Annotated in this window: 21 protein-coding genes; 15 read left to right on the top strand and 6 right to left on the bottom strand. The window is 72.9% G+C overall.

Annotated elements, in window-relative coordinates; genetic code table 11:
- Positions 1–35 precede the first annotated feature (35 nt).
- Genes ACF1GV_RS19425 through ACF1GV_RS19415 form a run of 3 tightly spaced genes read left to right on the top strand, consistent with a single transcriptional unit; the run spans position 36 to position 1,770 of the window.
- Entirely contained in the window at positions 36–893 is an 858-nt protein-coding gene (locus tag ACF1GV_RS19425; RefSeq protein WP_391682234.1) for a helix-turn-helix domain-containing protein, read from the top strand.
- 11 nt (positions 894–904) lie between these two features.
- Positions 905–1,288 carry an ArsR/SmtB family transcription factor gene (locus ACF1GV_RS19420; RefSeq protein WP_391682232.1) on the top strand — a complete coding sequence of 128 codons (384 nt, stop codon included), beginning with the start codon at positions 905–907 and terminating at the stop codon, positions 1,286–1,288.
- Entirely contained in the window at positions 1,285–1,770 is a 486-nt protein-coding gene (locus tag ACF1GV_RS19415; RefSeq protein WP_391682229.1) for an SRPBCC domain-containing protein, read from the top strand. Before ACF1GV_RS19420 ends, ACF1GV_RS19415 begins: the two co-directional genes overlap by 4 nt.
- A 905-nt stretch (positions 1,771–2,675) precedes the next feature.
- Here ACF1GV_RS19415 and ACF1GV_RS19410 read toward each other — a convergent pair.
- On the bottom strand, positions 2,676–3,530 hold the full coding sequence (locus ACF1GV_RS19410; protein WP_391682226.1) for a ribonuclease BN: 855 nt from the start codon (positions 3,528–3,530) through the stop codon (positions 2,676–2,678).
- A gap of 131 nt (positions 3,531–3,661) precedes the next feature.
- A complete protein-coding gene (locus ACF1GV_RS19405; RefSeq protein ID WP_391682224.1) occupies positions 3,662–4,639 on the bottom strand; it encodes a RimK family alpha-L-glutamate ligase in 978 nt (325 codons plus the stop codon).
- Between the two features lie 515 nt (positions 4,640–5,154).
- On the opposite strand from ACF1GV_RS19405, the gene ACF1GV_RS19400 reads away from it, so the two are divergent.
- From ACF1GV_RS19400 to ACF1GV_RS19390, 3 genes are all read left to right on the top strand, one after another.
- Complete coding sequence (locus ACF1GV_RS19400) at positions 5,155–5,673, top strand: hypothetical protein (protein WP_391682221.1); 519 nt, start codon at positions 5,155–5,157, stop codon at positions 5,671–5,673.
- Positions 5,674–5,797: 124 nt separating this feature from the next.
- A complete protein-coding gene (locus tag ACF1GV_RS19395) occupies positions 5,798–6,472 on the top strand; it encodes a class F sortase (protein ID WP_391682219.1) in 675 nt (224 codons plus the stop codon).
- Positions 6,473–6,509: 37 nt separating this feature from the next.
- Positions 6,510–7,151 carry a carbonic anhydrase gene (locus ACF1GV_RS19390; protein ID WP_391682216.1) on the top strand — a complete coding sequence of 214 codons (642 nt, stop codon included), beginning with the start codon at positions 6,510–6,512 and terminating at the stop codon, positions 7,149–7,151.
- 56 nt (positions 7,152–7,207) lie between these two features.
- Here the strand turns inward: ACF1GV_RS19390 and ACF1GV_RS19385 are convergent, their stop codons facing one another.
- Both ACF1GV_RS19385 and ACF1GV_RS19380 read right to left on the bottom strand, forming a co-directional pair.
- Positions 7,208–7,738: a potassium channel family protein gene (locus ACF1GV_RS19385; RefSeq protein WP_391682213.1), complete on the bottom strand. Its 531-nt coding sequence runs from the start codon at positions 7,736–7,738 to the stop codon at positions 7,208–7,210.
- Positions 7,728–8,387, bottom strand: coding sequence for a hypothetical protein (locus ACF1GV_RS19380; RefSeq protein WP_391682210.1), 660 nt, complete (start codon positions 8,385–8,387; stop codon positions 7,728–7,730). Before ACF1GV_RS19380 ends, ACF1GV_RS19385 begins: the two co-directional genes overlap by 11 nt.
- A 216-nt stretch (positions 8,388–8,603) precedes the next feature.
- Between ACF1GV_RS19380 and htpG the strand changes: the two genes are divergently transcribed.
- The 3 genes from htpG to ACF1GV_RS19365 all read left to right on the top strand — a co-directional run bounded on the left by htpG (position 8,604) and on the right by ACF1GV_RS19365 (position 12,260).
- Complete coding sequence (gene htpG, locus ACF1GV_RS19375) at positions 8,604–10,505, top strand: molecular chaperone HtpG (RefSeq protein ID WP_391682208.1); 1,902 nt, start codon at positions 8,604–8,606, stop codon at positions 10,503–10,505.
- 95 nt (positions 10,506–10,600) lie between these two features.
- Positions 10,601–11,584, top strand: coding sequence for a S1C family serine protease (locus tag ACF1GV_RS19370; protein WP_391682206.1), 984 nt, complete (start codon positions 10,601–10,603; stop codon positions 11,582–11,584).
- Between the two features lie 115 nt (positions 11,585–11,699).
- Positions 11,700–12,260 (top strand): SMI1/KNR4 family protein, encoded by a 561-nt coding sequence (locus ACF1GV_RS19365; protein WP_391682204.1) that lies wholly within the window; start codon positions 11,700–11,702, stop codon positions 12,258–12,260.
- A gap of 13 nt (positions 12,261–12,273) precedes the next feature.
- Here the strand turns inward: ACF1GV_RS19365 and ACF1GV_RS19360 are convergent, their stop codons facing one another.
- Positions 12,274–13,389 carry a CapA family protein gene (locus ACF1GV_RS19360; RefSeq protein WP_391682202.1) on the bottom strand — a complete coding sequence of 372 codons (1,116 nt, stop codon included), beginning with the start codon at positions 13,387–13,389 and terminating at the stop codon, positions 12,274–12,276.
- Positions 13,390–13,552: 163 nt separating this feature from the next.
- Here ACF1GV_RS19360 and ACF1GV_RS19355 point away from each other — a divergent pair, with 163 nt between their 5' ends.
- The 5 genes from ACF1GV_RS19355 to ACF1GV_RS19335 all read left to right on the top strand — a co-directional run bounded on the left by ACF1GV_RS19355 (position 13,553) and on the right by ACF1GV_RS19335 (position 18,582).
- Complete coding sequence (locus ACF1GV_RS19355; protein WP_391682200.1) at positions 13,553–14,668, top strand: Gfo/Idh/MocA family protein; 1,116 nt, start codon at positions 13,553–13,555, stop codon at positions 14,666–14,668.
- Positions 14,665–15,588, top strand: a complete 924-nt coding sequence (locus ACF1GV_RS19350) for a PmoA family protein (protein WP_391682198.1) — start codon at positions 14,665–14,667, stop codon at positions 15,586–15,588. Before ACF1GV_RS19355 ends, ACF1GV_RS19350 begins: the two co-directional genes overlap by 4 nt.
- A complete protein-coding gene (locus ACF1GV_RS19345; protein WP_391682196.1) occupies positions 15,582–16,322 on the top strand; it encodes a cupin in 741 nt (246 codons plus the stop codon). Before ACF1GV_RS19350 ends, ACF1GV_RS19345 begins: the two co-directional genes overlap by 7 nt.
- 308 nt (positions 16,323–16,630) lie before the next feature.
- Positions 16,631–17,383 carry a tRNA-dependent cyclodipeptide synthase gene (locus ACF1GV_RS19340; protein ID WP_391682193.1) on the top strand — a complete coding sequence of 251 codons (753 nt, stop codon included), beginning with the start codon at positions 16,631–16,633 and terminating at the stop codon, positions 17,381–17,383.
- Positions 17,380–18,582 carry a cytochrome P450 gene (locus ACF1GV_RS19335; protein ID WP_391682190.1) on the top strand — a complete coding sequence of 401 codons (1,203 nt, stop codon included), beginning with the start codon at positions 17,380–17,382 and terminating at the stop codon, positions 18,580–18,582. The genes ACF1GV_RS19340 and ACF1GV_RS19335 overlap by 4 nt, the downstream gene beginning before the upstream one ends.
- A 118-nt stretch (positions 18,583–18,700) precedes the next feature.
- Here the strand turns inward: ACF1GV_RS19335 and ACF1GV_RS19330 are convergent, their stop codons facing one another.
- Complete coding sequence (locus tag ACF1GV_RS19330) at positions 18,701–19,000, bottom strand: hypothetical protein (protein ID WP_391682189.1); 300 nt, start codon at positions 18,998–19,000, stop codon at positions 18,701–18,703.
- 90 nt (positions 19,001–19,090) lie between these two features.
- Between ACF1GV_RS19330 and polX the strand changes: the two genes are divergently transcribed.
- On the top strand, positions 19,091–20,830 hold the full coding sequence (gene polX / locus ACF1GV_RS19325) for a DNA polymerase/3'-5' exonuclease PolX (protein ID WP_391682186.1): 1,740 nt from the start codon (positions 19,091–19,093) through the stop codon (positions 20,828–20,830).
- Positions 20,831–20,843 lie beyond the last annotated feature (13 nt).

Raw genomic sequence — 20,843 nt, 5'->3', positions numbered from 1 at the left:
GGTAAGAGCCCGCTCCGCACGGCACACTGGGGATCATGCCTCCTGAGGAACTGGGTGCGGCGATCCACCGCTGGCGCGACCGGCTCGCTCCGGCGGACGCCGGTCTGCCGGCCGGCGGCCGGCGGCGAGCCGCCGGACTGCGGCGCGAGGAACTGGCGCAGCTGGCCGGGATCTCCGCCGACTATGTGATGCGGCTCGAGCAGGGCCGCGCCACCAACCCCTCCTCGCAGGTCGTCGAGGCACTGGCCCGGGCGCTGCGGCTGTCGGCGGCCGAACGCGGCCATCTGTACCGGCTGGCCGGGCTGGCCCCGCCGGGCCCGGCGACGGTGCCCGCCTTCGTTCCGCCCAGCGTGCAGCGGCTGCTGGACCGTCTGTCGGGCACCCCGGTCGCGGTCTACGACGCCACCTGGACGCTGCTGGTCGCCAACCCGCCGTACGCCGCGCTGATGGACGACTCCTCGCGCTGGCGCGGCTGGGAGCTCAACGGTGTGTGGCGGCACTTCCTCGGCTCCAGCGGGCCCGTCGTGTACACCCCCGAGGAGGAACGCGCCTTCGAGGCCGCGCTCGTCGCCGATCTGCGCGGCGCCGCCGCGCGCTATCCCGCCGACCGCCGGCTGCGCGCCCTGCTCGCGGAGCTGCGCCGGCACAGCGCCCGCTTCGCCGAGCTGTGGGACGGCGGTGCGGTCGGCGTCCACGCGGCGGCGCGCAAGACCATCCGGCATCCGCGGGTCGGTGCGGTGACGCTCGACTGCGATGTGCTCTCCGTGGCCGGCAGCGACCTGCGGATCATGGTCTTCACCGCCGAGCCGGGCAGCGAGGACGCCGAGCGGCTGGCCCTGCTGACGGTGCTCGGTACCCAGGAGGGCTTTACAGCGCCGTCGGTACGGGGCTAACGTACAACCAAATGGTTGTAGATGAGCTGGGTGACGAGGCCGTTGACCGGCTGTTCCACGCGCTGGCCGACGCGACCCGGCGCGACATCCTCCGGCGGTGCCTCAGCTCCGGGGTGTCCGTGTCGCGGCTGGCCGACGCCTATCCGATGAGCTTCGCCGCCGTACAGAAACACGTCACGGTGCTGCAGCGGGCCGGCCTGGTCAGCAAGCAGCGCAGCGGACGGGAGCAGCTCGTGCGCACGGACCCCGACGCGGTCGGCCGGGCCCGGCAGGTGCTCGACGAACTGGAGTCCGCCTGGCGCGGGCGCGTGGACCGCATGTCCCGGCTGCTCGCGCAGGACTCCGGCGCGGCGGCGGAGAACAGGGCACTCGACACGAAAGGACGAGACCGATGAGTGTCACCAGCGTGGACAAGGACCTGGACAACCTGACCCTCACCCTGATCGCCGACTTCGCCGCGAGCGTCGAGCGGGTCTGGCAGCTGTGGGCCGACCCGCGGCAGCTGGAGCGGTGGTGGGGGCCGCCCACATACCCGGCGACCGTGGAGGAGTACGACCTGACGCCGGGCGGGGGCGTCACGTACTTCATGACCGGGCCCGAGGGCGACACGCATCGCGGCTGGTGGCGCGTCACCACCGTCACGCCGCCGGACCTGCTGGAGTTCACGGACGGCTTCGCCGACCAGGAGGGCAACCCGGCCGCCGACATGCCGACCATGTCGGTACGGGTACGGCTCACCGCGCACGGAGACGGCACGCGTATGGAGATGCGCTCCACGTTCGACTCGCGTGAGCAGATGGAGCAGCTGCTGAAGATGGGCATGGACGAGGGCCTGCGGCAGGCGGTGTCGCAGATCGACGCCCTCCTCACCAGCTGAACCCCCGACTGCGCCAGCGTCACCCACCGGCCCGGCTGTGGCCGCTGCGCTCTGGCCTCCGGCCCGTACCGTGGCCTTCGGCCCGGCCGCGGACCAGTGGCCTTCGGCCCTGGCTCGGGTCTCCGGCCCCCCGGCTCCGGCCTCCGACTCGGGCCTTCAGCCCTCGGCTCGGGTCTCCGGCCTCCGGCTCGGGGCCTTCGGCCTCCGGCCCCACCACGGGTCCGTGATCCGGCCCGGGGCCCTGGTGTGGCCTCCGCCCCGGCCCCGGGCCTCCGGCACAACGGCCGGCGTCGTGCTGCGGCCTTCGGCCCGGCCGCAGGCTTCTGGTCTCCGGTCCGGCTCGGCTTTACCCGGCCGCGGCGGCACTTGGCCCCAGCCCAGCGGCCGGTAGCCCATAGCCGTAGCCCCGGTCTGCGGTATCGACTCCGCCCTGGGCCACCCTGGCCCTTGGCCACCCCGGCCCTTGGCCACTCTGGCCTGCGGCCTCAGTTCCGGCCCCGCAGTCCCAGCCCTTGGCTGCCGTCCCCGGCCTGCGGCCTCAGTGCCAGCCTTCGGCCACCCCCGGGCCCTTGGCCGCCCCTGTCCGTGGCCGCAATTCCGGCCTGCGCCTCAGTTCTTGCTTTTGGCGCCCCGGCTCTTGGCCGCCCTGGCCTGCGGCCTCTGTCCGGCCCGCGGTCCCAGTTCCGGCCCTTCGCCGCCGCCCCCGGTCCGCGGCCTCTGCTCCGGCCCGCGGCCTCAGTTCCGGCCTTTGGCCGCCCCCGGGCCTTTGGCCGCCCGGCTCGCCGCCCCAGCTCCACCCCTAGGCCGCCCCCGCCCCTCCGCCTCAACCCACCCCCACCCCACCCCCGACCCGAGTGCCGTCGCCCGCCCCCCACCCCCGATCCCCCGTGCCGTCGTCCGCCCCCTCACCGCCGGCGTGGTGGGCCGGGGTCCGGGCCCGGTGGTTGGGGGGTCGGGGGGCTGAGCTCGGCGTCCGGGGGGTGGTTCCACAGGTGGTGTGCGTACAGCCAGTGGCCGAACATCGAGCCGCCGTAGACGACGAAGCCCACTCCGATCAGCCAGGACTCGACGACCAGGACGATGCCGACCGTGCCGTAGCTGACCGCGTTGTCGACGATGAGGGGCGTGAAGACCACGTAGGAGAAGCCTCTGAGCCCGACCAGGCCCACCATCGTGGCGACCGAACCCGGCAGCAGGTGCAGCCAGCGCACCTGACCCCCGAGCAGGAAGTACTGGCCCCACCAGAAGAACACGATGCCCGTCGCCGAGGACAGGGCGATACGCTCCGGCCCGCTCAGGGCCACCCGGGTCTGCGCCTCCTGGTACAGATACACCGTGAGGGCCGCCAGCCAGGCCGCCTGCCGCCAGATCTTGTGCCAGGGCCCGGGTGGCAGGTTCCAGATCCGTTCGTAGCCGTTCTGCACGCTGCCCGCGAAGGACACACCGAACACGGCCAGTGCGATACCGCCCCACACGCTGGTGGTGTTGACCACGTTGCTCGGCGGACTGCTGATGTCGGTGAGGATCTTCGCGGAGCGGCCGGACAGCCCCATGCCGTCCGCGAGCCACGAGGAGAAGCCCCCACGCTGCAGCGGATCCGCCGCGGCCACCACGATCAGCAGCGGGGCCAGCGTCACCAGGGCCAGGGTGGCGAACCCCATGGCCCGGTGCATCAGCTCCAGTTCCCTGCCGCGCCGCAGCAGGTGGTGGTCTTTGACCCAGCTCACTCCCTGGTGGAGCACGCGCAGACTTCTGTTCACGGGGTGCTCTTCCGTCGGCTCGCGACGCACACACAGCGTTCACTTCAGCCTACTTGCCCTGCCCGGCCGGGCCAGTCGCCGAAGAAAGGCCGATCGGATGATCCCGGTGCCCGCGCGTCCCGGCCCCTGCCTCACCCCTCGGACGCCGCCCCCGCCGGCGCCCGCCCGCCCGGACGCGGTCCGAGGACGGCGCCCAGATGCGCCCGCACATACGGCACCGCCACCGTCGGCAGTTCCCCGTCGACGAAGGCCGGCTGGACGTTGACCTCGAAGACGACCCCGCCCTGCTCCACGGCCAGGTCCACCCCGGCGAACGGCAGCCCGACCGACGCGGTCGCCGCGACGGCCAGCTCCGCCAGCCGCGGCGGCAGGTCCGCCGGCGCGATCGGCACGGGCGTGGCGCCCTGACACGTGTTGCACGGCGTGTCGAGCGCCGGCTGCAGATGCTCCCGGGCGTGCACGACACGGCCGTGCAGCACGAAGACCCGGAACTGATGGCGCCGCCCGTCGGCCGTGAAGTTCCCCGCGTCCCGCGAGAGCAGCCAGTCCGTGCCCCGCTCGGCGTAGAAATCCGCCGCCCGCTCCAGCTGCCCGGGGCGGGTGACGTGGAAGGTGTCGTTGCCGCCGGTGCCGACCACCGGCCGGGCCCACACGTCCCGCCCCAGCTTGTCGAAGGCGGCCGCGGCCTCCTGCGGGGACGGCCGGGACAGCACCAAGCTTTCCATGTGGGCCACCCCCTCCCGCGCGAAACACGCGATCGTGCGGTCCTTCTGCGTCGCCGCCCGCCACGCCTCCGGGGTGCCCACCAGCGGCGCCACCCCGGACCGTGCCAACTCCCGCTGGAACGCGTCGAGTTCATGCCGCCGGTGGGGAGGGATCTCGTACAGCACGACCACGTCCGGCACCACGTTCACGCCCTCGTCCGGCACCCGCAGCCGTAACCGCCCGTCCTCCGGTACGGCGCGGCCGGCGCCGCCCACCGTGAAGTACCGGGAGTCCAGCCGCAGTGGGGGAGCGCCGGTCAGCAGCTCGACGGCCCGGGCGAGGTACTCCCGGCAGCCCTCGGGCGACGTGGGGTCGGCGATCAGGGCGACACAGGGTCGGGACACAGCGGCCTCCAGCGGCATACGACGGGCCCAGGGCAGCCGTCGTGCCCGCACGGCGGCGCGGCCCGGGGCGGGCTACGGGATGGTGTGCCGTTCACATGGGCGATCGCCGGTGCCCCTCGCGCCGCGTCCGCCCACGTCACGACGGCGGATGCGGACGGCGACCGGGGCGGGAGCCGGTGACCGGGGGCGTCACACTGTAGGCGCCCCGTCGCGGCCCCTGCCAGGGCGCAGACCCGGCGGTCCCGCTGCCGCCACTGCACCGTCCGCGCCGCCGTCCGCCCGGCAGCCTCCTTGACAGCCGCCCGGCCCGCGCCCTCACCCAGCCCACGCGCCAGGACCGGCGTGCGGAAGGCCCGCGGGAGGGGCCGGATGCCGCCGTAGGGGTGGGGTCGTAACCCGTGTGAGCGCCCTGAATGGTGCGCCGGCCGGTCTTGACTGACGGTGGATCACGCCAGGGCCGGGTCTCTCCAGCTGACAAGGCGTCGGCTGCCCGGCTGTGACGGAAGGACTGTCGAATGCGTTCTGCCCGCATCCTGCTCGCCACCGCGACGGCCACCGCGGCTCTCGCCATCGCCGCACCCGCCTATGCCGAGGGGTCCGGTGGCTGGGACCACGGCGACTCCTCCCACAGCAAGGAGCACGACAATTCCTATGGCAAGGAGCACGACAAGGACAGCAGCCACGGCAAGCCGCAGGGCGGAATGCACACGGGTGGCGGAGCGCTGACCCTGCTCTCCAACGACGACTGGGGCAGCAGCCCCCGCGACCCCAAGCAGGACCCGGAGACGTACAAGAAGGACAACGGCGGCTCCGACTGGGGCGGCAAGACTCCCGGCAACGACACCTGGGGCGGCGGCCAGGACAGCGGTTCCTGGAGCGGCGGTGAGGAGAAGAAGCCGCACGGCGGTATGCACACCGGCGGCGGCGCGCTCGCCACGCAGGGCGTCACGGCCGGCGGGCTCGCCGCGGTCGCGGTGGCCGGCACCGGCCTGTACCTGCTGCGCCGCAAGAAGGTCGCCGGAAGCGTGGCCTGACCATGCCCGACGACATAGCCGACATAGCTCCACGGGCCGCCGCACGCGCATCCAGCCGGCGGCGGCCCCGCCGCTCGATCTCCCGGTCCTCGCCGCTGCCGTGCCCGAATGAGGTGGTGTTCCGATGGCAGCAACCTGCCCGTCCTCCCCCGAGACAGATCCGCAGCCGCCCAAACGCGGACCGCGCACCCTCGCGACACTCTTCTGGGCGGCCGTGGCCCTCGTCGCCGCCGTCGGTCTCGCCGGCAACCACGACACCTCCGCCCCCGGCGCCGGCCCCCGGCCGCACGCCGCGCCGGCCGTCGCCGCCACGGCGCCGTCTGCCCAGGCCGACACGGACCGCCATCTGCCGCGCTCCCGGCCCACCCGCCTGCTGATCCCCGCGATCGCCGTCGACGCGCCCTTCACCGACCTCGCCCTCGACACGAGCGGCCGGCTCCAGCCGCCCCCGGCCGACGACACCAACCTCGTCGGCTGGTACGCCAAGGGGCCCTCGCCCGGTGAGCCGGGCACGTCGGTCATCGCCGGGCACGTCGACACCAAGACCTCCGCGGCCGTCTTCGCCCGCCTGTACGAACTGCAGAAGGGCGACCTGATCTACGTCGACCGCGCCGACGGACGCCGGGCGGCCTTCGTCGTCGACAGCGCCGAGACCTTCGACAAGGACGACTTCCCGAGCGACCGCGTCTACGCCGACACACCGCAGGCCGAGGTCCGTCTGATCACCTGCGCCGGCAGCTACGACCGATCCGCCCGGGACTACACCCAGAACCTCGTCGTTTTCGGCCACCTGACCTGACCCGGCGGGGCTCACCACCACCCAGTAACCTGTGGCCATGACTGATGCGCCGACCCTCTCCGCCCGCGAGGCGTTCGACCTGCTCCTCGACGGCAACCAGCGATTCGTCTCCGGTGCCCCCCAGCACCCCAACCAGGACGCCGCGCGCCGCACCGAGATCGCGCCGTCCCAGAAGCCGTTCGCCGTCCTCTTCGGCTGCTCGGACTCCCGTCTGGCCGCGGAGATCATCTTCGACCGTGGACTCGGCGACCTGTTCGTGGTCCGCACCGCGGGCCACGTGGTGGGTCCGGAGGTGCTCGGCTCCATCGAGTTCGGCGTGAGCGTCCTCGACGCCCCGCTGGTCATCGTCCTCGGCCACGACTCCTGCGGCGCCGTCAGCGCGGCCTGCTCCGCACTGGAGAACGGGCAGACGCCCGGCGGCTACGTCCGCGACATCGTCGAGCGCGTCACGCCCAGCGTGTTCGCCGCGCGCGCGGCCGGGGACTCCAGCGTGGAGGCGGCCCTGGACGAGCACATAAAGCGCACCGTGGACCTGCTGCTCGAGCGGTCCCGCGACCTCGCCGAGCGCGTCGAGGCGGGCAAGGCCGCCGTGGTCGGCCTGTGCTACCGGCTGGTCGACGGCAGCGCCCGGATCGTCGCCTCGCGCGGCATCGACGTCACGGAACCCGTCCGCTCCTGAACAGAGGTAGACCCGGCCGGTCCCGCTGGAGCGGGGCCGGCCGTTCGTTCGAGGGCTCAGCGGTACCGGCGGCCACGGGTGCCTATACCGCTGCGGATGCGGTGCGTCAGGGCGGTAGCCGCCGCCGTGAGGAACACGAAGTTGTAGAGGATCTGCAGCAAGGTCACCACCCGTGCCGCCTGCCCGATCGGGGTGATGTCCCCGTAGCCCACCGTGGCGAGGGTCACCAGCGTGAAGTACAGGGCGTCGACGCGGGTGGCCAGACCGGTGATCTCGCCGGGGTAGTGCGCCAGGACGAAGTAGGCCGCGGAGAAGACCAGCACCGACGAACACATCAGCAGCGGGATGACGAGACCGGGGTGCGCCCCGGGCCGTTCCAGCAGCACGGCGTGGATCTGCCGGAGTATCAGCAGGGCGAGCACGCCCAGGGCGCCGACCAGCAGCACCACGGCGAGGGCGGAGTGCTGCGGGCCCAGGCGGTGCAACGGCAGCAGGAAGTAGCCCAGCAGCAGGGCGATCTCACAGGCGCCCGCGCCCAGCCACAGGCGCGCCGACGGGAACGGGGGCGCGGACGGGTCACCGCTCACCGGCCGCCACCCCCGGTCTCCCGGGCCTCTCGGCACCCCTCGTTTCCTCGGCCTCCCCGGCACCGTCGGCGGCGGGGAGCGGCTCGCCGAGAATGGGGGAGACTGCCGCCGTGGAGCCGGCGGTGGCCACCGCCGCCGTCGTCGGCCGGTCCGCAGTGCGGCGTACGGCGCGCAGGGTGAGCAGGGCGAGCGCGGAACCCACCGCCATGAGCGGCGCCTCGGAGCCGAGGACCACGCCGAGCGGGAGGTGCGCGGCGAGCGCCACGCCCGGCAGTTTGCGCAGGTTGGTCGGCGTACCGCGCAGACCCTGCGCGGGGTGGTGCCCGCTGCCCCCGGGCATCCGGGTCACGATCGGGGCGAGGATCAGCCCGGCGAGCGCGAGGGTGGGCAGCGGCCACCACCAGGGGGCCGGTGCGTGTCCGAGGGAGCGGGGGAGTTCCTCCCACACCTCCCGCTGCAGCCAGTGCTGCAGGCTGCCGAAGCAGAACGCGGCGAGTGCGATGGGCACCCCGAGCAGCACCGGCAGCAACAGGAGCCGTAGGCAGGGACGGCCGAGCAGCACGGGGCGCGGCGGAGCGCCGCCGTCCGGGGCCGGAGGGCCGGTGCCGTCCCGGGGCGGGCGGTCGTGGGAAGTCCATCGGGTGGGCACGCGGGCGCCTCCGTCGGGTGGGCCGGGCTGCGACGCGTCGGGTGGGCTTCAGTAGACGATCGCCCCGCCTCCCGCGCACGCCGGGACGGCGGCGGATGAGCCGCCCGCGTCCGAAAGTCACCCTCCCGGCCTGACCAGGTGTTTTAAAGTGAGAGCACCAGTCACGGCCACCGAAGGTGACCGAAGCCAAAGCCATCAGTGAGGTAATCGCGAACCATGGCGACCGAAACGTTTGAGTTCCAAGTCGAGGCCCGTCAGCTGCTCCAGCTGATGATCCACTCGGTCTACTCGAACAAGGACGTCTTCCTCCGGGAGCTCGTCTCCAACGCCTCCGACGCGCTGGACAAGCTGCGCCTCGCCAAGCTGCGGGACGACACGCTCGACGCGGATGTGTCCGACCCGCACATCGAGCTGGAGGTGGACAAGGACGCCCGTACGCTCACCGTGCGGGACAACGGCATCGGCATGTCCTACGACGAGGTCGGGCGGCTCATCGGCACGATCGCCAACTCCGGCACCGCCCAGTTCCTCAAGGAGCTGAAGGAGGCCGAGGAGGAGGGCGGCGCGGAAGGCCTCATCGGCCAGTTCGGCGTCGGCTTCTACTCCGGCTTCATGGTGGCCGACGAGATGACCCTGCTCACCCGGCGGGCCGGCGAGAGCCACGGCACCCGCTGGTCGTCGCGCGGCGAGGGCACGTACACCCTGGAGCGCGTCGACGACGCCCCGCAGGGCACCGCCGTCACCCTGCACCTGAAGCCCGCCGACCCCGAGAACCAGCTGCACGACTACACGTCCGAGTGGAAGATCCGGGAGATCGTCAAGCGGTACTCGGACTTCATCACCTGGCCCGTCAAGCTCGTCCAGCCCCAGGGCGACGGCGGCGACACGCCCGAGCACGAGACGCTGAACTCGATGAAGGCGCTGTGGGCGCGTTCGCGCGAGGAGGTGTCCGACGACGAGTACCACGAGCTGTACAAGCACATCAGCCACGACTGGCGCGATCCGCTGGAGACGATCCGGCTCCAGGCCGAGGGCACCTTCGAGTACCAGGCGCTGCTGTTCGTCCCCGCCCACGCCCCGCACGACCTGTTCACCCAGAACCACCGGCGCGGCCTGCAGCTGTACGTCAAGCGGGTGTTCATCATGGACGACTGCGAGGAGCTGCTGCCGCCCTACCTGCGCTTCGTCAAGGGCGTCGTCGACGCGCAGGACCTCTCCCTCAACGTCTCCCGCGAGATCCTCCAGCAGGACCGGCACATCCGCGCGATGCGCAACCGGCTGACGAAGAAGGTCCTCGCCACCGTCAAGGAGATGCGCGAGAAGAACGCCGAGCGCTACGCCGACTTCTGGCGGGAGTTCGGCGCCGTGCTGAAGGAGGGTCTGGTCACCGACGCGGAGAACCGCGACGCGATCCTCGCCGTCGCCTCGTTCTCCTCGACCCACAGCGCCGAGGAGCCGACGACCCTCGCGGCGTACGTGGAGCGGATGAAGGACGGTCAGGAGGACATCTGGTACCTCACCGGCGAGAACCGGCAGGCCGTGGAGAACTCCCCGCACATGGAGGCCTTCCGAGCCAAGGGCATCGAGGTGCTGCTGCTCACCGATCCGGTCGACGAGGTGTGGGCCGACACTGTGGGCACCTTCGAGGGCAAGCGGCTGCGCTCGGTCGCCAAGGGCGAGATCGACCTCGACGGCGAGGAGGAGAAGCAGACCGACGGCGAGAAGGAGAAGCAGGCCGAGAGCTACGCCGGTCTGCTCGGCTGGATGAAGGAGCAGCTGGCCGAGGAGGTCAAGGACGTCCGCCTGTCCTCCCGGCTCACCGTCTCCCCGGCGTGTGTGGTCTCCGACGCCGACGATCTGACCCCGGCGCTGGAGAACATGTACCGGGCGATGGGCCAGGAGGTGCCCCGCAGCAAGCGGATCCTGGAACTCAACCCCGGCCACCCGCTGGTCCAGGGCCTGAACCGGGCCTTCCAGGAGGAGCCGGCGGACCGCACCCCGCTCACCGAGACCACCGAGCTGCTGCACAGCCTGGCGGTCCTGGCCGAGGGCGGCCAGCCGAAGGACCCGGCCCGCTTCGTGAAGCTGGTCGCGGAGCGGCTGGAGCGGTCGCTGTAGCGCACGGTGTTCCGGTCCCGCCACGCGGGGCGTTCCCCTTCCGCCCGCCCGGTGTAATCATGTAATCAACACCGGGCGAGCGGAAGGGGCGCCCCGTGGACGGGACTCTCTTCGAGCCCGGCCGTTCCGGCGAGGAGCAGGCCGCGCTCGACGCGTATTCGCGGATCGTCACCTCGGTGGCCGCCGAGCTGACGCCGAAGGTGGCGGCGGTGACCGTCGCGCACCGGTGGACCCGTGGCCGGTTCGTGCGGGGCACCGGCTCCGCCGTGGTCTTCACCGACGACGGGTTCCTGCTGACCAACGCACATGTCGTGGGCCGCTCCGACGCCGGTACGGCCTCCTTCGCCGACGGCACGACCGTGCCGTTCCACGTCATCGGTGCCGACCCGCTGTCCGACCTCGCCGTGGTCCGGGCCGACGGGCCGACGCCGCCGCCGGTGCGGCTCGGCGAGGCCGACACGCTGCGGGTCGGGCAGCTCGTCGTCGCCGTCGGCAACCCGCTCGGGCTGGCCGGCAGCGTCACCGCCGGCGTGGTGAGCGGCCTCGGCCGGTCCCTGCCGACCAGCGCGGGCGTCGCCACCCGGGTCGTCGACGATGTCGTCCAGACCGACGCCGCCCTCCATCCCGGCAGCTCCGGCGGCGCGCTCGCCGCGGCGGACGGGGCGGTCGTCGGCATCAACACCGCGATCGCCGACATCGGCCTCGGCCTCGCCATCCCGGTCAACGGCACCAGCCGGAAGATCATCGCCGCGCTGCTCTCCGCGGGCCGCGTGCGCCGCGCCTACCTGGGCATCGCCGGGACCCCGGCCCCGCTGCCCCCGCCGCTGCGCGAGCGGACCGGACGGCGCACCGGGCTGCGCATCGCGGAGGTCGTGCCCGCCTCCCCGGCTGCCCGCGCCGGACTGCGCAGCGGCGACCTGCTGCTCACCGCCGACGGTGATCCGGTGGACAGCGCCCAGGCCCTGCAACGCCGGATGCTGGAGGACGCCATCGGCCGCCCCCTCGCCCTGACGGCGCTGCGCGGCGACGCCCTGGTCGACGTGATCGCCACGCCCGCCGAACTGGTCGCGGAGGACTGAGCCGGTCCGTCGGGCGGGGAATGCCGCTGAGCCGGACCGTCGGGCGGGTGCGCCGCCGAGCTGGTCCGTCGGGCGGGTGGTGCCGCTGTCGGTGCCGTCTGGTACCTCTGACGGGATGCGAGACGATCACGCGACCACACAGGACATCGCCGAGTTGCGTGCGGCGTTCGGGGCCGATGACGACGGGGCGTCCGCGCTCGGCTGGGACGCAATGCGGGCCTTCGAGGCGCGGCACGGCATCGTACTGCCCGAGCCGTATCGCACCTTCGTGGCCGACGTGACCGACGGCTCGTACCTCGGCCCGCCCGACTGCGGTCTGACGGCGCTGGGGGAGTTGCCCCGCGACTGGGGCGACGACGCGGGCGCGCGCGACCTCGGCGAGCCCTTCCCGCTGACCGAGCCGTGGCTGTGGGAGGACGATCCGGATGCGTCCGAGGAGGCCGAGGCGCGCATTGCGGCGGTGTACCGCCACGGGTCGGTCGTGCTCGGGACCGACGGGTGCGGGATGTACTGGCACCTCGTTGTCACCGGCCCCCACCGGGGACACATCTGGCACGTCACCGATGTCGGGGCCGTGCCGTTCGGCGCGGAGTTCGGCCACACGACGGCCGAGCCGGGGTTCGCCGGCTGGGTGCGGCACTGGGCCGCCGGGAGACCGTGGTTCGACGCGGGGTGAGCGGCCGGAGCGTTCATGGCCCGGTGTCGGCCACCCGCCCCACCAGCACCCCGTCGTCGCCGAGCCCGATCCGCACCCCCTCGCTGATCCGGTCCAGTACCGCCCGCAGCCACTCCCGGTCCTCCCGCGGCGCCCGCTCCAGCCGCATCCGCCGGGAACGCAGCGGCAGCATGCGCAGCCGGGCCAAGGCCCCCGTGTCCCGCTCGACGGTGGCCAGGAACGCCAGGCGCAGGTCGTCGCGGTACCGCTCGTAGCCGGTGATGTCCTCGTAGTCGTCGATGAAGTCGCCGCAGCCGTGCAGGATCAGCCGCCCCCGGTACACCTCGATCGGCCGGGGGTGGTGCGAGGAGTGGCCGTGGACCACGTCCACGCCGCCGTCGACCAGGGCGTGCGCGAAGCGGACCTGGGAAGCCGGCACGCGGTAGCCCCAGTTGGAACCCCAGTGCACCGACACCACCGCGAGATCGCCGGGGCGCTTCACCCGCCGTACCCGGTCCACGACGGCGTCGGCCGTGGCGGGGGTCAGGGCGGGCAGGCAGGCGACGCCGGAGCGGTCCGGTCCGGCCGCCCAGTCGGCCGGGACGCCGCTGCACCTCGTCGCGATCGCGAACACCAGGACCCGTCCGCCGTCGGCCGGCACCGCGGCGGGAGCCTGGGCCGCATCGGCGTCCGGACCGGCGCCCGCGCTGCGCAGACCGGCCCCGGCCAGTGCGGCGAGGGTCTCGGCGAGGCCGGGGCGGCCGAAGTCCAGCACATGGTTGTTGGCCAGCACGCACACGTCGGGGCGGATCATCAGCAGGGCGGGCAGGTTGGCCGGGTGCATCCGGTAGTGCACCGCCTTGCCGGGCGCGAAGGCGCCGCCGCGGGTCACCGACGTCTCCAGGTTCACGATCCGCACGTCCGGGGCCTCGGCGTCCAGCGCGGCCAGGGTGTCGCCCCACGGCCAGGACGGCGGAACCGGGACCGGCACCGGACCGCCCGCCGACTCCGCCAGCCGGACGTAGACGCGCGCGTCTTCGACGTACTCCTCCCGCAGCGCCGGATCGCCCGGGTGCGCCAGGATCTGGTCGACGCCGCGCCCGAGCATCACATCGCCGCACAGGAACAGCGTCAGCGTGCCGCCGCCCATGCCTCCACCGTACGGCCGACAGCCGTTGCGTACGCGAATGTCGACGTGCGGGGTTGTCGTCCCCACCCCGGGACCCTAAGGTCTCCGCTCGGGGAGTAAGCGCTTTCTAAACTCCCTCGGACACTGTCCGACACCTGGTCGCCGAGCCTCCGAGGAGCGCTGCATGCCCCTGCCACCCGCCCGCCGCCGCGTCGCCGTCATCGGCACCGGGGCCATCGTCACCGGCGGTCATCTGCCCGCGCTGGCGGCCCACGCCGACCGGGTCGAGCTGGTCGCCGCCGTCGACGTGGACCAGGGCCGGCTGGACGCCTTCCGGGAACTCGCGGGCGAGCAGGTCGCCGGGTACACCTCGACCGGCGCCATGCTGGACGCCGTACGCCCCGACCTGGTGCTCGTCGGGACGCCGCCGGCGCTGCACCGCGAGCAGACGACCGCCGCGCTCAAGGCGGGCGCCTGGGTGCTGTGCGAGAAGCCGCTGTGCCTGTCGCTCGCGGAGTACGACGACATCGCCGCCGCCGAACAGGCGTCCGGCGCATACGCCTCCGTCGTCTTCCAGCACCGTTACGGCTCCGGCGCGGTGCACGCCCGCGAGCTGATCGCGAGCGGCGAGCTGGGTGCTCCGCGCGTCGCGCACTGCCAGACGACCTGGTACCGGGACGCCGCCTACTACGCGGTGCCCTGGCGCGGGCGCTGGTCCGGCGAGGGCGGCGGGCCGACCATGGGGCACGGCATCCACCAGTACGACCTGCTGCTGCACCTGCTCGGACCGTGGGAGGAGGTGCGGGCGATGGCCGCCCGGCTGGCGCACGACACCGAGAGCGAGGACGTCTCCACCGCCCTGGTCCGCTTCCGCTCCGGCGCCCTCGCCACCGTCGTCAACAGCGTCCTGTCGCCCGACGAGACGAGCCGCATCCGGATCGACTGCGCCGACGCGACCGTGGAGCTGACCCACCTCTACGGCCACGGCAATGACGACTGGTCCTACAGCCCCGCCCCGCATGTCACCCCCGAGCGTGCCGCCGCCTGGCGCGGCCCGGCCGCCGACGTGCCCAGCTCGCACACCGCGCAGCTCGGCACCTTCCTCGACGCCTACGACCGGGGCGTACGGCCGCCCGGCAGCGGCCCGGAGGCGCGCGCCACGCTGGAGTTCGCCGCCGCCCTGTACAAGGCGGCGTTCACGGGCCGGCCGGTGCGGGCCGGAGAGATCGGCCCCGGCGACCGGTACTACGCGGCCATGCACGGCGACCACCCCGACTGGGCCCCGAAGGAGACCGCGTGAGCATCCGCGTCCACCATGTCCACGGCGAGCACCTCACGGTCGAGGCCGCAGACGGCGTCGAGATCCTGCGCTACGTCTACCGGCCCGACCCGGAGCCCTTCGAGTCCCGCAAGCCGTACGCCCACCCGCTGCGCACCCTGGCCGGCCGCACCGTGACCGGGTATCGGCCGAGCGACCACCGCTGGCACAAGGGCGTGCAGATGACGGCCAGTCACCTGTCCGGACAGAACTTCTGGGGCGGCAACTCCTACGTCCACGGCCGGGGATACCTCGCACTGCCCGAGCGGGTCGGCGTCATGCGCCACGACGGTTTCCCCTCCTTCACTGCCGAGGACGAACGCCTCGCCTTCACCGAGGCGTTGACCTGGGTGACCCATGGCGGCGAGGAGTGGGCACGCGAGGAGCGCGGCATCACCGTGCACGCCGTGGACGAGGCGGCCGGCGCCTGGGCGCTGGACTGGTCGATCCGGCTCACCAACGTGCGCGGCCGGCCGCTGGTGTTCGGCTCCCCGACCACCGCGGGGCGCGAGATGGCGGGCTACACCGGCCTGCAGTGGCGCGGGCCCCGCGACTTCACCGGCGGCCAGGTCTTCGCCCCGGACGGGGAGGGCGCCGACGAGCTGATGGGCAGTCAGAGCCCGTGGCTGGCCTTCACCGCCGAGCACGACGAGGTGGACGGACACTCCACGCTCGTCTTCGCGCACGCCCCGGAGAACCTCGACGAGGCGTGCGCGATCCACGCCTCCCACTGGTTCGTGCGCAGCGACCCCATCCCGACGGTCGCGTTCTCCTGGGCTTTCTTCGAGGAGTTCGCGCTCGCGCCGGGGGAGACCTTCGGCTACCGCTACCGGATGGTGATCGCCGACGGCGCCTGGGACCGCGAACGGGTCGCCGCGCATCTGAAGGGCCTGGCGTGGTGACGCCCTCGGGCGCGCACCCGCTGCCGGGCGCCGTCGGACTGTCCCATCTGAGCCCCTACGACTGGCAGGCCGCCGACGGTGTCCGCGGCGGCAGCCCTCATCTGCACCTCGTGTGCACGGAGGCGTATGTGGTCACGGGCGGCCGGGGCGCGGTGCAGACCCTCGGTCCGGACGGCTGCCGGGACATCCCCCTCGAGGCGGGCTCCCTCGCCTGGTTCACGCCGGGCACCGTCCACCGCATGGTGCAGGGCGACGATCTGCGCGTCACCGTGCTCATGCAGAACAGCGCTCTGCCGGAGGCCGGGGACGCGGTGTTCACCTTCCCGCCCGAGGTGCTCGCCGACCAGGAGGCGTACGCGGCCGCGGCCACGCTCCCGCCCGGCGCCGGCCCCGAGGCGGAGGTCGCCGCCCGGCGCCGCCGCGATCTCGCCGTGGAGGGCTACCTGCCGCTGCGCGCGGCCCTGCTCGCCGGGGACGACGGCCCGTTCCGCGCCTTCCAGCGTGCCGCCGCCCGCCTGGTACGCGCGCGGGTGCCCGCCTGGCGTGACCTGTGGCGCGTGGGCGCTCTGGCCGCCGCCGAGCGCACCGGTGCACAGCTCGACGCGCTGGAGGCGGGGGACATCGCCCACCTCGGCGAGGCGGCCGCGTACGACAGCACGCCCACCCGGCGCGCCGGCTTCGGGATGTGCGGCCGCCGCGACGAGTACGCGCCGCCACAGATGAACAATCAGTGAATTCGACATGAGGGCAAGGGAAATGTCGCATTGCCGTTCATCTGCCGCACCTCAGCCTGGCTCCGATTGGACGGTCCGAGGGATGTGGTCTCGCCGTCATCGCGACGGTGACGTCCCCCGCAGAGCCACCCGTATGGCCTGAAGCCGCCGCCTCCGCTGGGAATTTGAGGTCTTGCTACGAGTCTTTTCGGCCAAAGTGATCTGTGACGCCCCGTGTTCGTGTCGACGCACATAGTGTGTGGGCGCCGCGTCGCCACACCCAGGGCACAGGGCCCTGCCGGGACTTGCGCGCGGCGGAGGATCACCCCTTGACCACAGCATCCGTGCTGATGGCCGACGTCTTCCAGGTCCAGCCCTACACCTCGCACTGCCGGGTCATCCACGACGAGGGCGCGCACGCCGTCATCGGTGTGTCCCCCGGCAACAGCTACTTCTCAGCCGGGCGGCTGCACGATCTCGCCCGCTGGGGGCTGAACCGGTTCGAACGCGTCGACTTCGTCTACACCGACCTCTACGTCGCCGACATGTACGAGGCGTCCGGCTACACCCCCGACGACGCCCGCCGCAAGGCCGTCAAGAACCTCAGGGGCGTACGCGCCAAGGTGCGGGACGCGGTCACGGCGGCCGACCCGGACGGCAAGCGGCTGCGCTGGCAGCCCATGTCGGCCTTCCGGGCCAACGACGCCTACCGCGACCTGCACCAGCACCTCACCCGCCGGCTTGGCACCGACGACGACTTCCGTGCCGTGTGCACGGCGCTCGTCAGCCGCTTCCTCACCGCCCGTGGAGAGCCGGCCGGCGAGCGGCAGCGCGCGGTGTGCCTGGAGTACGTCTGCGCGGAGGCCCCGCTCTTCCTCGACACCCCGGCCATCCTCGGCGTGCCGTCCTCGCTCAACTGCTACCACCAACTGCTCCCCATGGCCGAGCTGCTGTACGCGCGTGGCGCCGGACTGCGCGCCTCCCGCAATCAGGGCCACGCCATCGTGACCCCGGCCGACGCCGACCCGGCCGGATCCGCCCCCGTCCCCGCGCCCGCCGCCGTCGAAGGAGCCGCCGCATGACCCTCAGCACCGTCCACACCCCGCCCCTGCTCGACTTCCCCTTCTCCTGGGAGGGCACCCAGGTGCCCGACGAGGTGGCCGCGCTGCGGGAGGCGGCTCCGGTGACCCGGGTGCGCACCATCGCCGGCGACGAGGCGTGGCTGGTCTCGTCGTACCGGCTGTGCCGGCAGGTCCTCACCGACGGCCGGTTCTCCCTGAAGGACACCTCCGCCCCGGGCATGCCCCGCCAGTACGCCCTGACGATCCCGCCCGAGGTCGTGAACAACATGGGCAACATCACCGGCGCGGGCCTGCGCCGGGCGGTGATGAGGGCGCTCAACCCGAAGGCCGAGGGGCTGGAGGAGTGGATACGGCGCGAGGCGCACCGCCTCGTCGACACGCTCGTCGCCGAGGGGCCGACCGCCGATCTGCGCGGCGCGTTCTGCGAGCCGTACTCCGCCGGGATGCACTGCCACATCCTCGGCATCCCCACCAGCGAGGCACCCGCCTTCCTGCGCAGCCTCGACATCGCCTTCATGAACTCGCCGTGCCCGATCACCGGCGCGAAGGTCAACTGGGACCGGGACATCGCCCGGATGACCGGCCTGCTCAACGACCCCGCGACCGGTGGGCTGATGGGGGAACTGTCCACCCTGCGGGACGACCCGGACTACGCCCACCTCACCGACGAGATGCTCGCCACCGTCGGCGTCACGCTGTTCGGCGCCGGCGTCATCTCCACCTCCGGCTTCCTCACCATGGCCCTCGTCCATCTGCTCACCCACCCCGAGCTGTGGGCCCTGCTGCGGGAGCGGCCCGAGGTGACCGGAGCGGCCGTGGAGGAGCTGCTGCGGGTCAACCTCTCCATCGGGGATGCGCTCCCCCGGATCGCGCTGGAGGACGTCACCCTGGGCGACGTGCGGGTACGCGCGGGCGAACTCGTGCTGGTGCTCGTCGAGGGCGCCAACTTCGACGAGGAGCGCTTCCCCGACCCGCACCGCTTCGACGTCGAGCGCCCCAACGCCGCCGACCACCTCTCCTTCGGCGGAGGTTCGCACTACTGCCCCGCCACCGGCCTCGGCCGCCGCCACGCCGAGGTCGCCCTCGAGGTGCTCACCGAACGCCTGCCGCAGCTCGCGCTCGCCGTGCCCGCGGAGCAACTGGTCTGGCGTACCGGGTTCATGAAGCGCATCCCGGAGCGGCTGCCGGTCATCTGGTAACCGCAACCCCGGGAGACGTCCGGCCGGCGGCAGCCGCCGCCGGCCGCGCCGAGCCGGCCTGCCCGGGCGCGCGTGCTCGGCGCCCGCAGGCCATCCCCGCTGAGCGGCCGCCTGCGGATCAGGCGTGCCGGTGCGGCCTGCGCATCATGTCGTCCAGTGTCGTACTCTCCTCCGTCTCGACGACGCGCGGCTCCCCGCGACGGCGGTGATGCGCACCGCTCCTCATCATGGCCAGCGCCAGACAGAAGATCAGCGCCAGCGCCAGACCCGAGCAGAACAGGGCCAGCCCGTTCAGCGTGGCGATGTGGTGGTCGAGCACGGACACCGCGTAGCGGGGTCCGCCGCCCAGATTGCCGGCGATCGCGAGGACGGTGAAGGCCACCGTGGCCGCGAGCAGAAGGAGTCCGAGCAACAGCATGCGAGTCATCTCCCCGAAGAGCCCGGAAGAGTGGTGCCACCTTCGCGGGTACCCCCTGCCGCCGCCGCGTACCGCACCTACCCTGGAGGTGTGGCTCGTTCCAACGACGAGATCGCCGCGCTGTTCCAGGAGTACGCGGACCTGATCTCGATCACCGGGGGAGACGCGTTCCGGGCACGTGTCTACGAGAAGGCTGCCCGCGCGATCGGCGGCCACCACGCGGACGTGGCCCGCCTCGACGTCAAGGGCCTCCAGGAGATCCCGGGCGTCGGCAAGTCGATCGCCGAGAAGATCACCGAGTACTTCCGCACCGGAACCGTCCTCGCCGTCGAGGAACTGCGCGCCCGTATCCCCGCCGGTGTCCGGCGGCTGACCGCGATCCCCACCCTCGGCCCCAAGAAGGCCCTGGTGCTGTACGAGGAACTCGGCGTCTCCTCCGTCGAGGAGCTGACCGACGCCATCCACGGCGAACGGCTGCGCGACCTGAAGGGCTTCGGCCCGAAGACCGAGCAGAACATCCTGCACGGCATCGAACTGCTGCGGTCCGCCGGCGACCGCGTCCTGCTCGACGTCGCCCTCGACCTCGCCGACGACGTGGTCGCCGCCCTGTCCCACGTGACCGGCTGCTGCCGCTGCGCCTACGCCGGCTCCCTGCGCCGCGTGAAGGAGACCGTCGGCGACCTCGACGTCCTCGCCGCGGCCGACGACTCCGGCCCGCTGATGACGGCGTTCACCGAGCTGCCGTACGTCAGCGAGGTCATCGCGCACGGCACCACCAAGACCTCGGTGCGCACCACCAAGGGCCTCGCCGTCGACCTGCGCGTCGTACCCCCCGACTCCTGGGGTGCTGCCCTGCAGTACTTCACCGGCTCCAAGGCGCACAACATCCGCACCCGCGAACGCGCGGTGCACCACAAGCTGAAGCTGTCCGAGTACGGCCTGTTCGACACCGAGAGCGGCGAGAAGATCGTCTCCGAGACCGAGGAGGAGGTCTACGCCCGGCTCGGCCTGCCCTGGATCCCGCCGACCCTGCGCGAGGACCGCGGCGAGATCGAGGCCGGGCTGCGCGGCGAACTGCCCGACCTGGTCACCGAGGCCGACCTGCGCGGTGACCTGCACACCCACACCGACCTCACCGACGGGCTCGCGCCGCTTCAGGAGATGGCCGCGGCGGCCGCCGAACGCGGCTACGCCTACTACGCGATCACCGACCACGGCCCGGACATGGCCATGCAGCGCATGACCGACGAGCGGATGCTCGCCCAGCGCGAGCGCGTCCGCGCCCTCGACGGCGCGTTCGGCAGGGGGCGGGGCATGCGGCTGCTGCACGGCGCCGAGCTGAACATCGGCCCTGACGGGGACGTGGACTGGCCGGCATCGTTCCTGGCCGGTTTCGACCTGTGCGTGGCCTCGGTGCACTCCCACTTCACGCAGGACCGCGCCACGATGACCCGGCGACTCGTGCGCGCCTGCGAGAACCCGTACGTCGACATCATCGGCCACCCCACCACCCGCCTCATCGGCAAGCGCCCCGGCATCGACGCCGACCTCGACGCGGTCTTCGCCGCCTGCGCCCGCACCGGCACCGCCCTGGAGATCAACGCCCACCCCGACCGGCTGGACCTGCGCGACGAGGACATCCTGCGGGCCAAGCGGCACGGCGTGAAGTTCGCCGTGAACAGCGACGCCCACGCCACCCTGCACCTGGCCAACATGCGCTACGGCATCGGCACGGCCCAGCGCGGCTGGCTCACCGAGGACGACGTGATCAACACCTGGCCGCTCACCCGGCTGCGCAGCTTCCTGCGGCAGGGCCGCCCGGCCCACTAGCGCCGCGTGTGCC

Origin of the sequence: Streptomyces sp. NPDC014006 (genome assembly GCF_043088925.1) — a bacterium.
In the GTDB taxonomy this organism is placed as follows: Bacteria; Actinomycetota; Actinomycetes; order Streptomycetales; family Streptomycetaceae; genus Streptomyces.
This window is presented reverse-complemented; position numbering and strand designations above follow the sequence as displayed.

Bases quoted from the DNA above. Each gene is read 5' to 3' on its own strand.
- ACF1GV_RS19390 (WP_391682216.1), top strand. From the start codon at position 6,510: ATGACTGATGCGCCGACCCTCTCCGCCCGCGAGGCGTTCGACCTGCTC.
- htpG (WP_391682208.1), top strand. From the start codon at position 8,604: ATGGCGACCGAAACGTTTGAGTTCCAAGTCGAGGCCCGTCAGCTGCTC.
- ACF1GV_RS19415 (WP_391682229.1), top strand. From the start codon at position 1,285: ATGAGTGTCACCAGCGTGGACAAGGACCTGGACAACCTGACCCTCACC.
- ACF1GV_RS19395 (WP_391682219.1), top strand. From the start codon at position 5,798: ATGGCAGCAACCTGCCCGTCCTCCCCCGAGACAGATCCGCAGCCGCCC.
- ACF1GV_RS19420 (WP_391682232.1), top strand. From the start codon at position 905: ATGGTTGTAGATGAGCTGGGTGACGAGGCCGTTGACCGGCTGTTCCAC.
- ACF1GV_RS19360 (WP_391682202.1), bottom strand. From the start codon at position 13,389: ATGGGCGGCGGCACGCTGACGCTGTTCCTGTGCGGCGATGTGATGCTC.
- ACF1GV_RS19355 (WP_391682200.1), top strand. From the start codon at position 13,553: ATGCCCCTGCCACCCGCCCGCCGCCGCGTCGCCGTCATCGGCACCGGG.
- ACF1GV_RS19330 (WP_391682189.1), bottom strand. From the start codon at position 19,000: ATGCTGTTGCTCGGACTCCTTCTGCTCGCGGCCACGGTGGCCTTCACC.
- ACF1GV_RS19425 (WP_391682234.1), top strand. From the start codon at position 36: ATGCCTCCTGAGGAACTGGGTGCGGCGATCCACCGCTGGCGCGACCGG.
- ACF1GV_RS19400 (WP_391682221.1), top strand. From the start codon at position 5,155: ATGCGTTCTGCCCGCATCCTGCTCGCCACCGCGACGGCCACCGCGGCT.
- ACF1GV_RS19365 (WP_391682204.1), top strand. From the start codon at position 11,700: ATGCGAGACGATCACGCGACCACACAGGACATCGCCGAGTTGCGTGCG.
- ACF1GV_RS19335 (WP_391682190.1), top strand. From the start codon at position 17,380: ATGACCCTCAGCACCGTCCACACCCCGCCCCTGCTCGACTTCCCCTTC.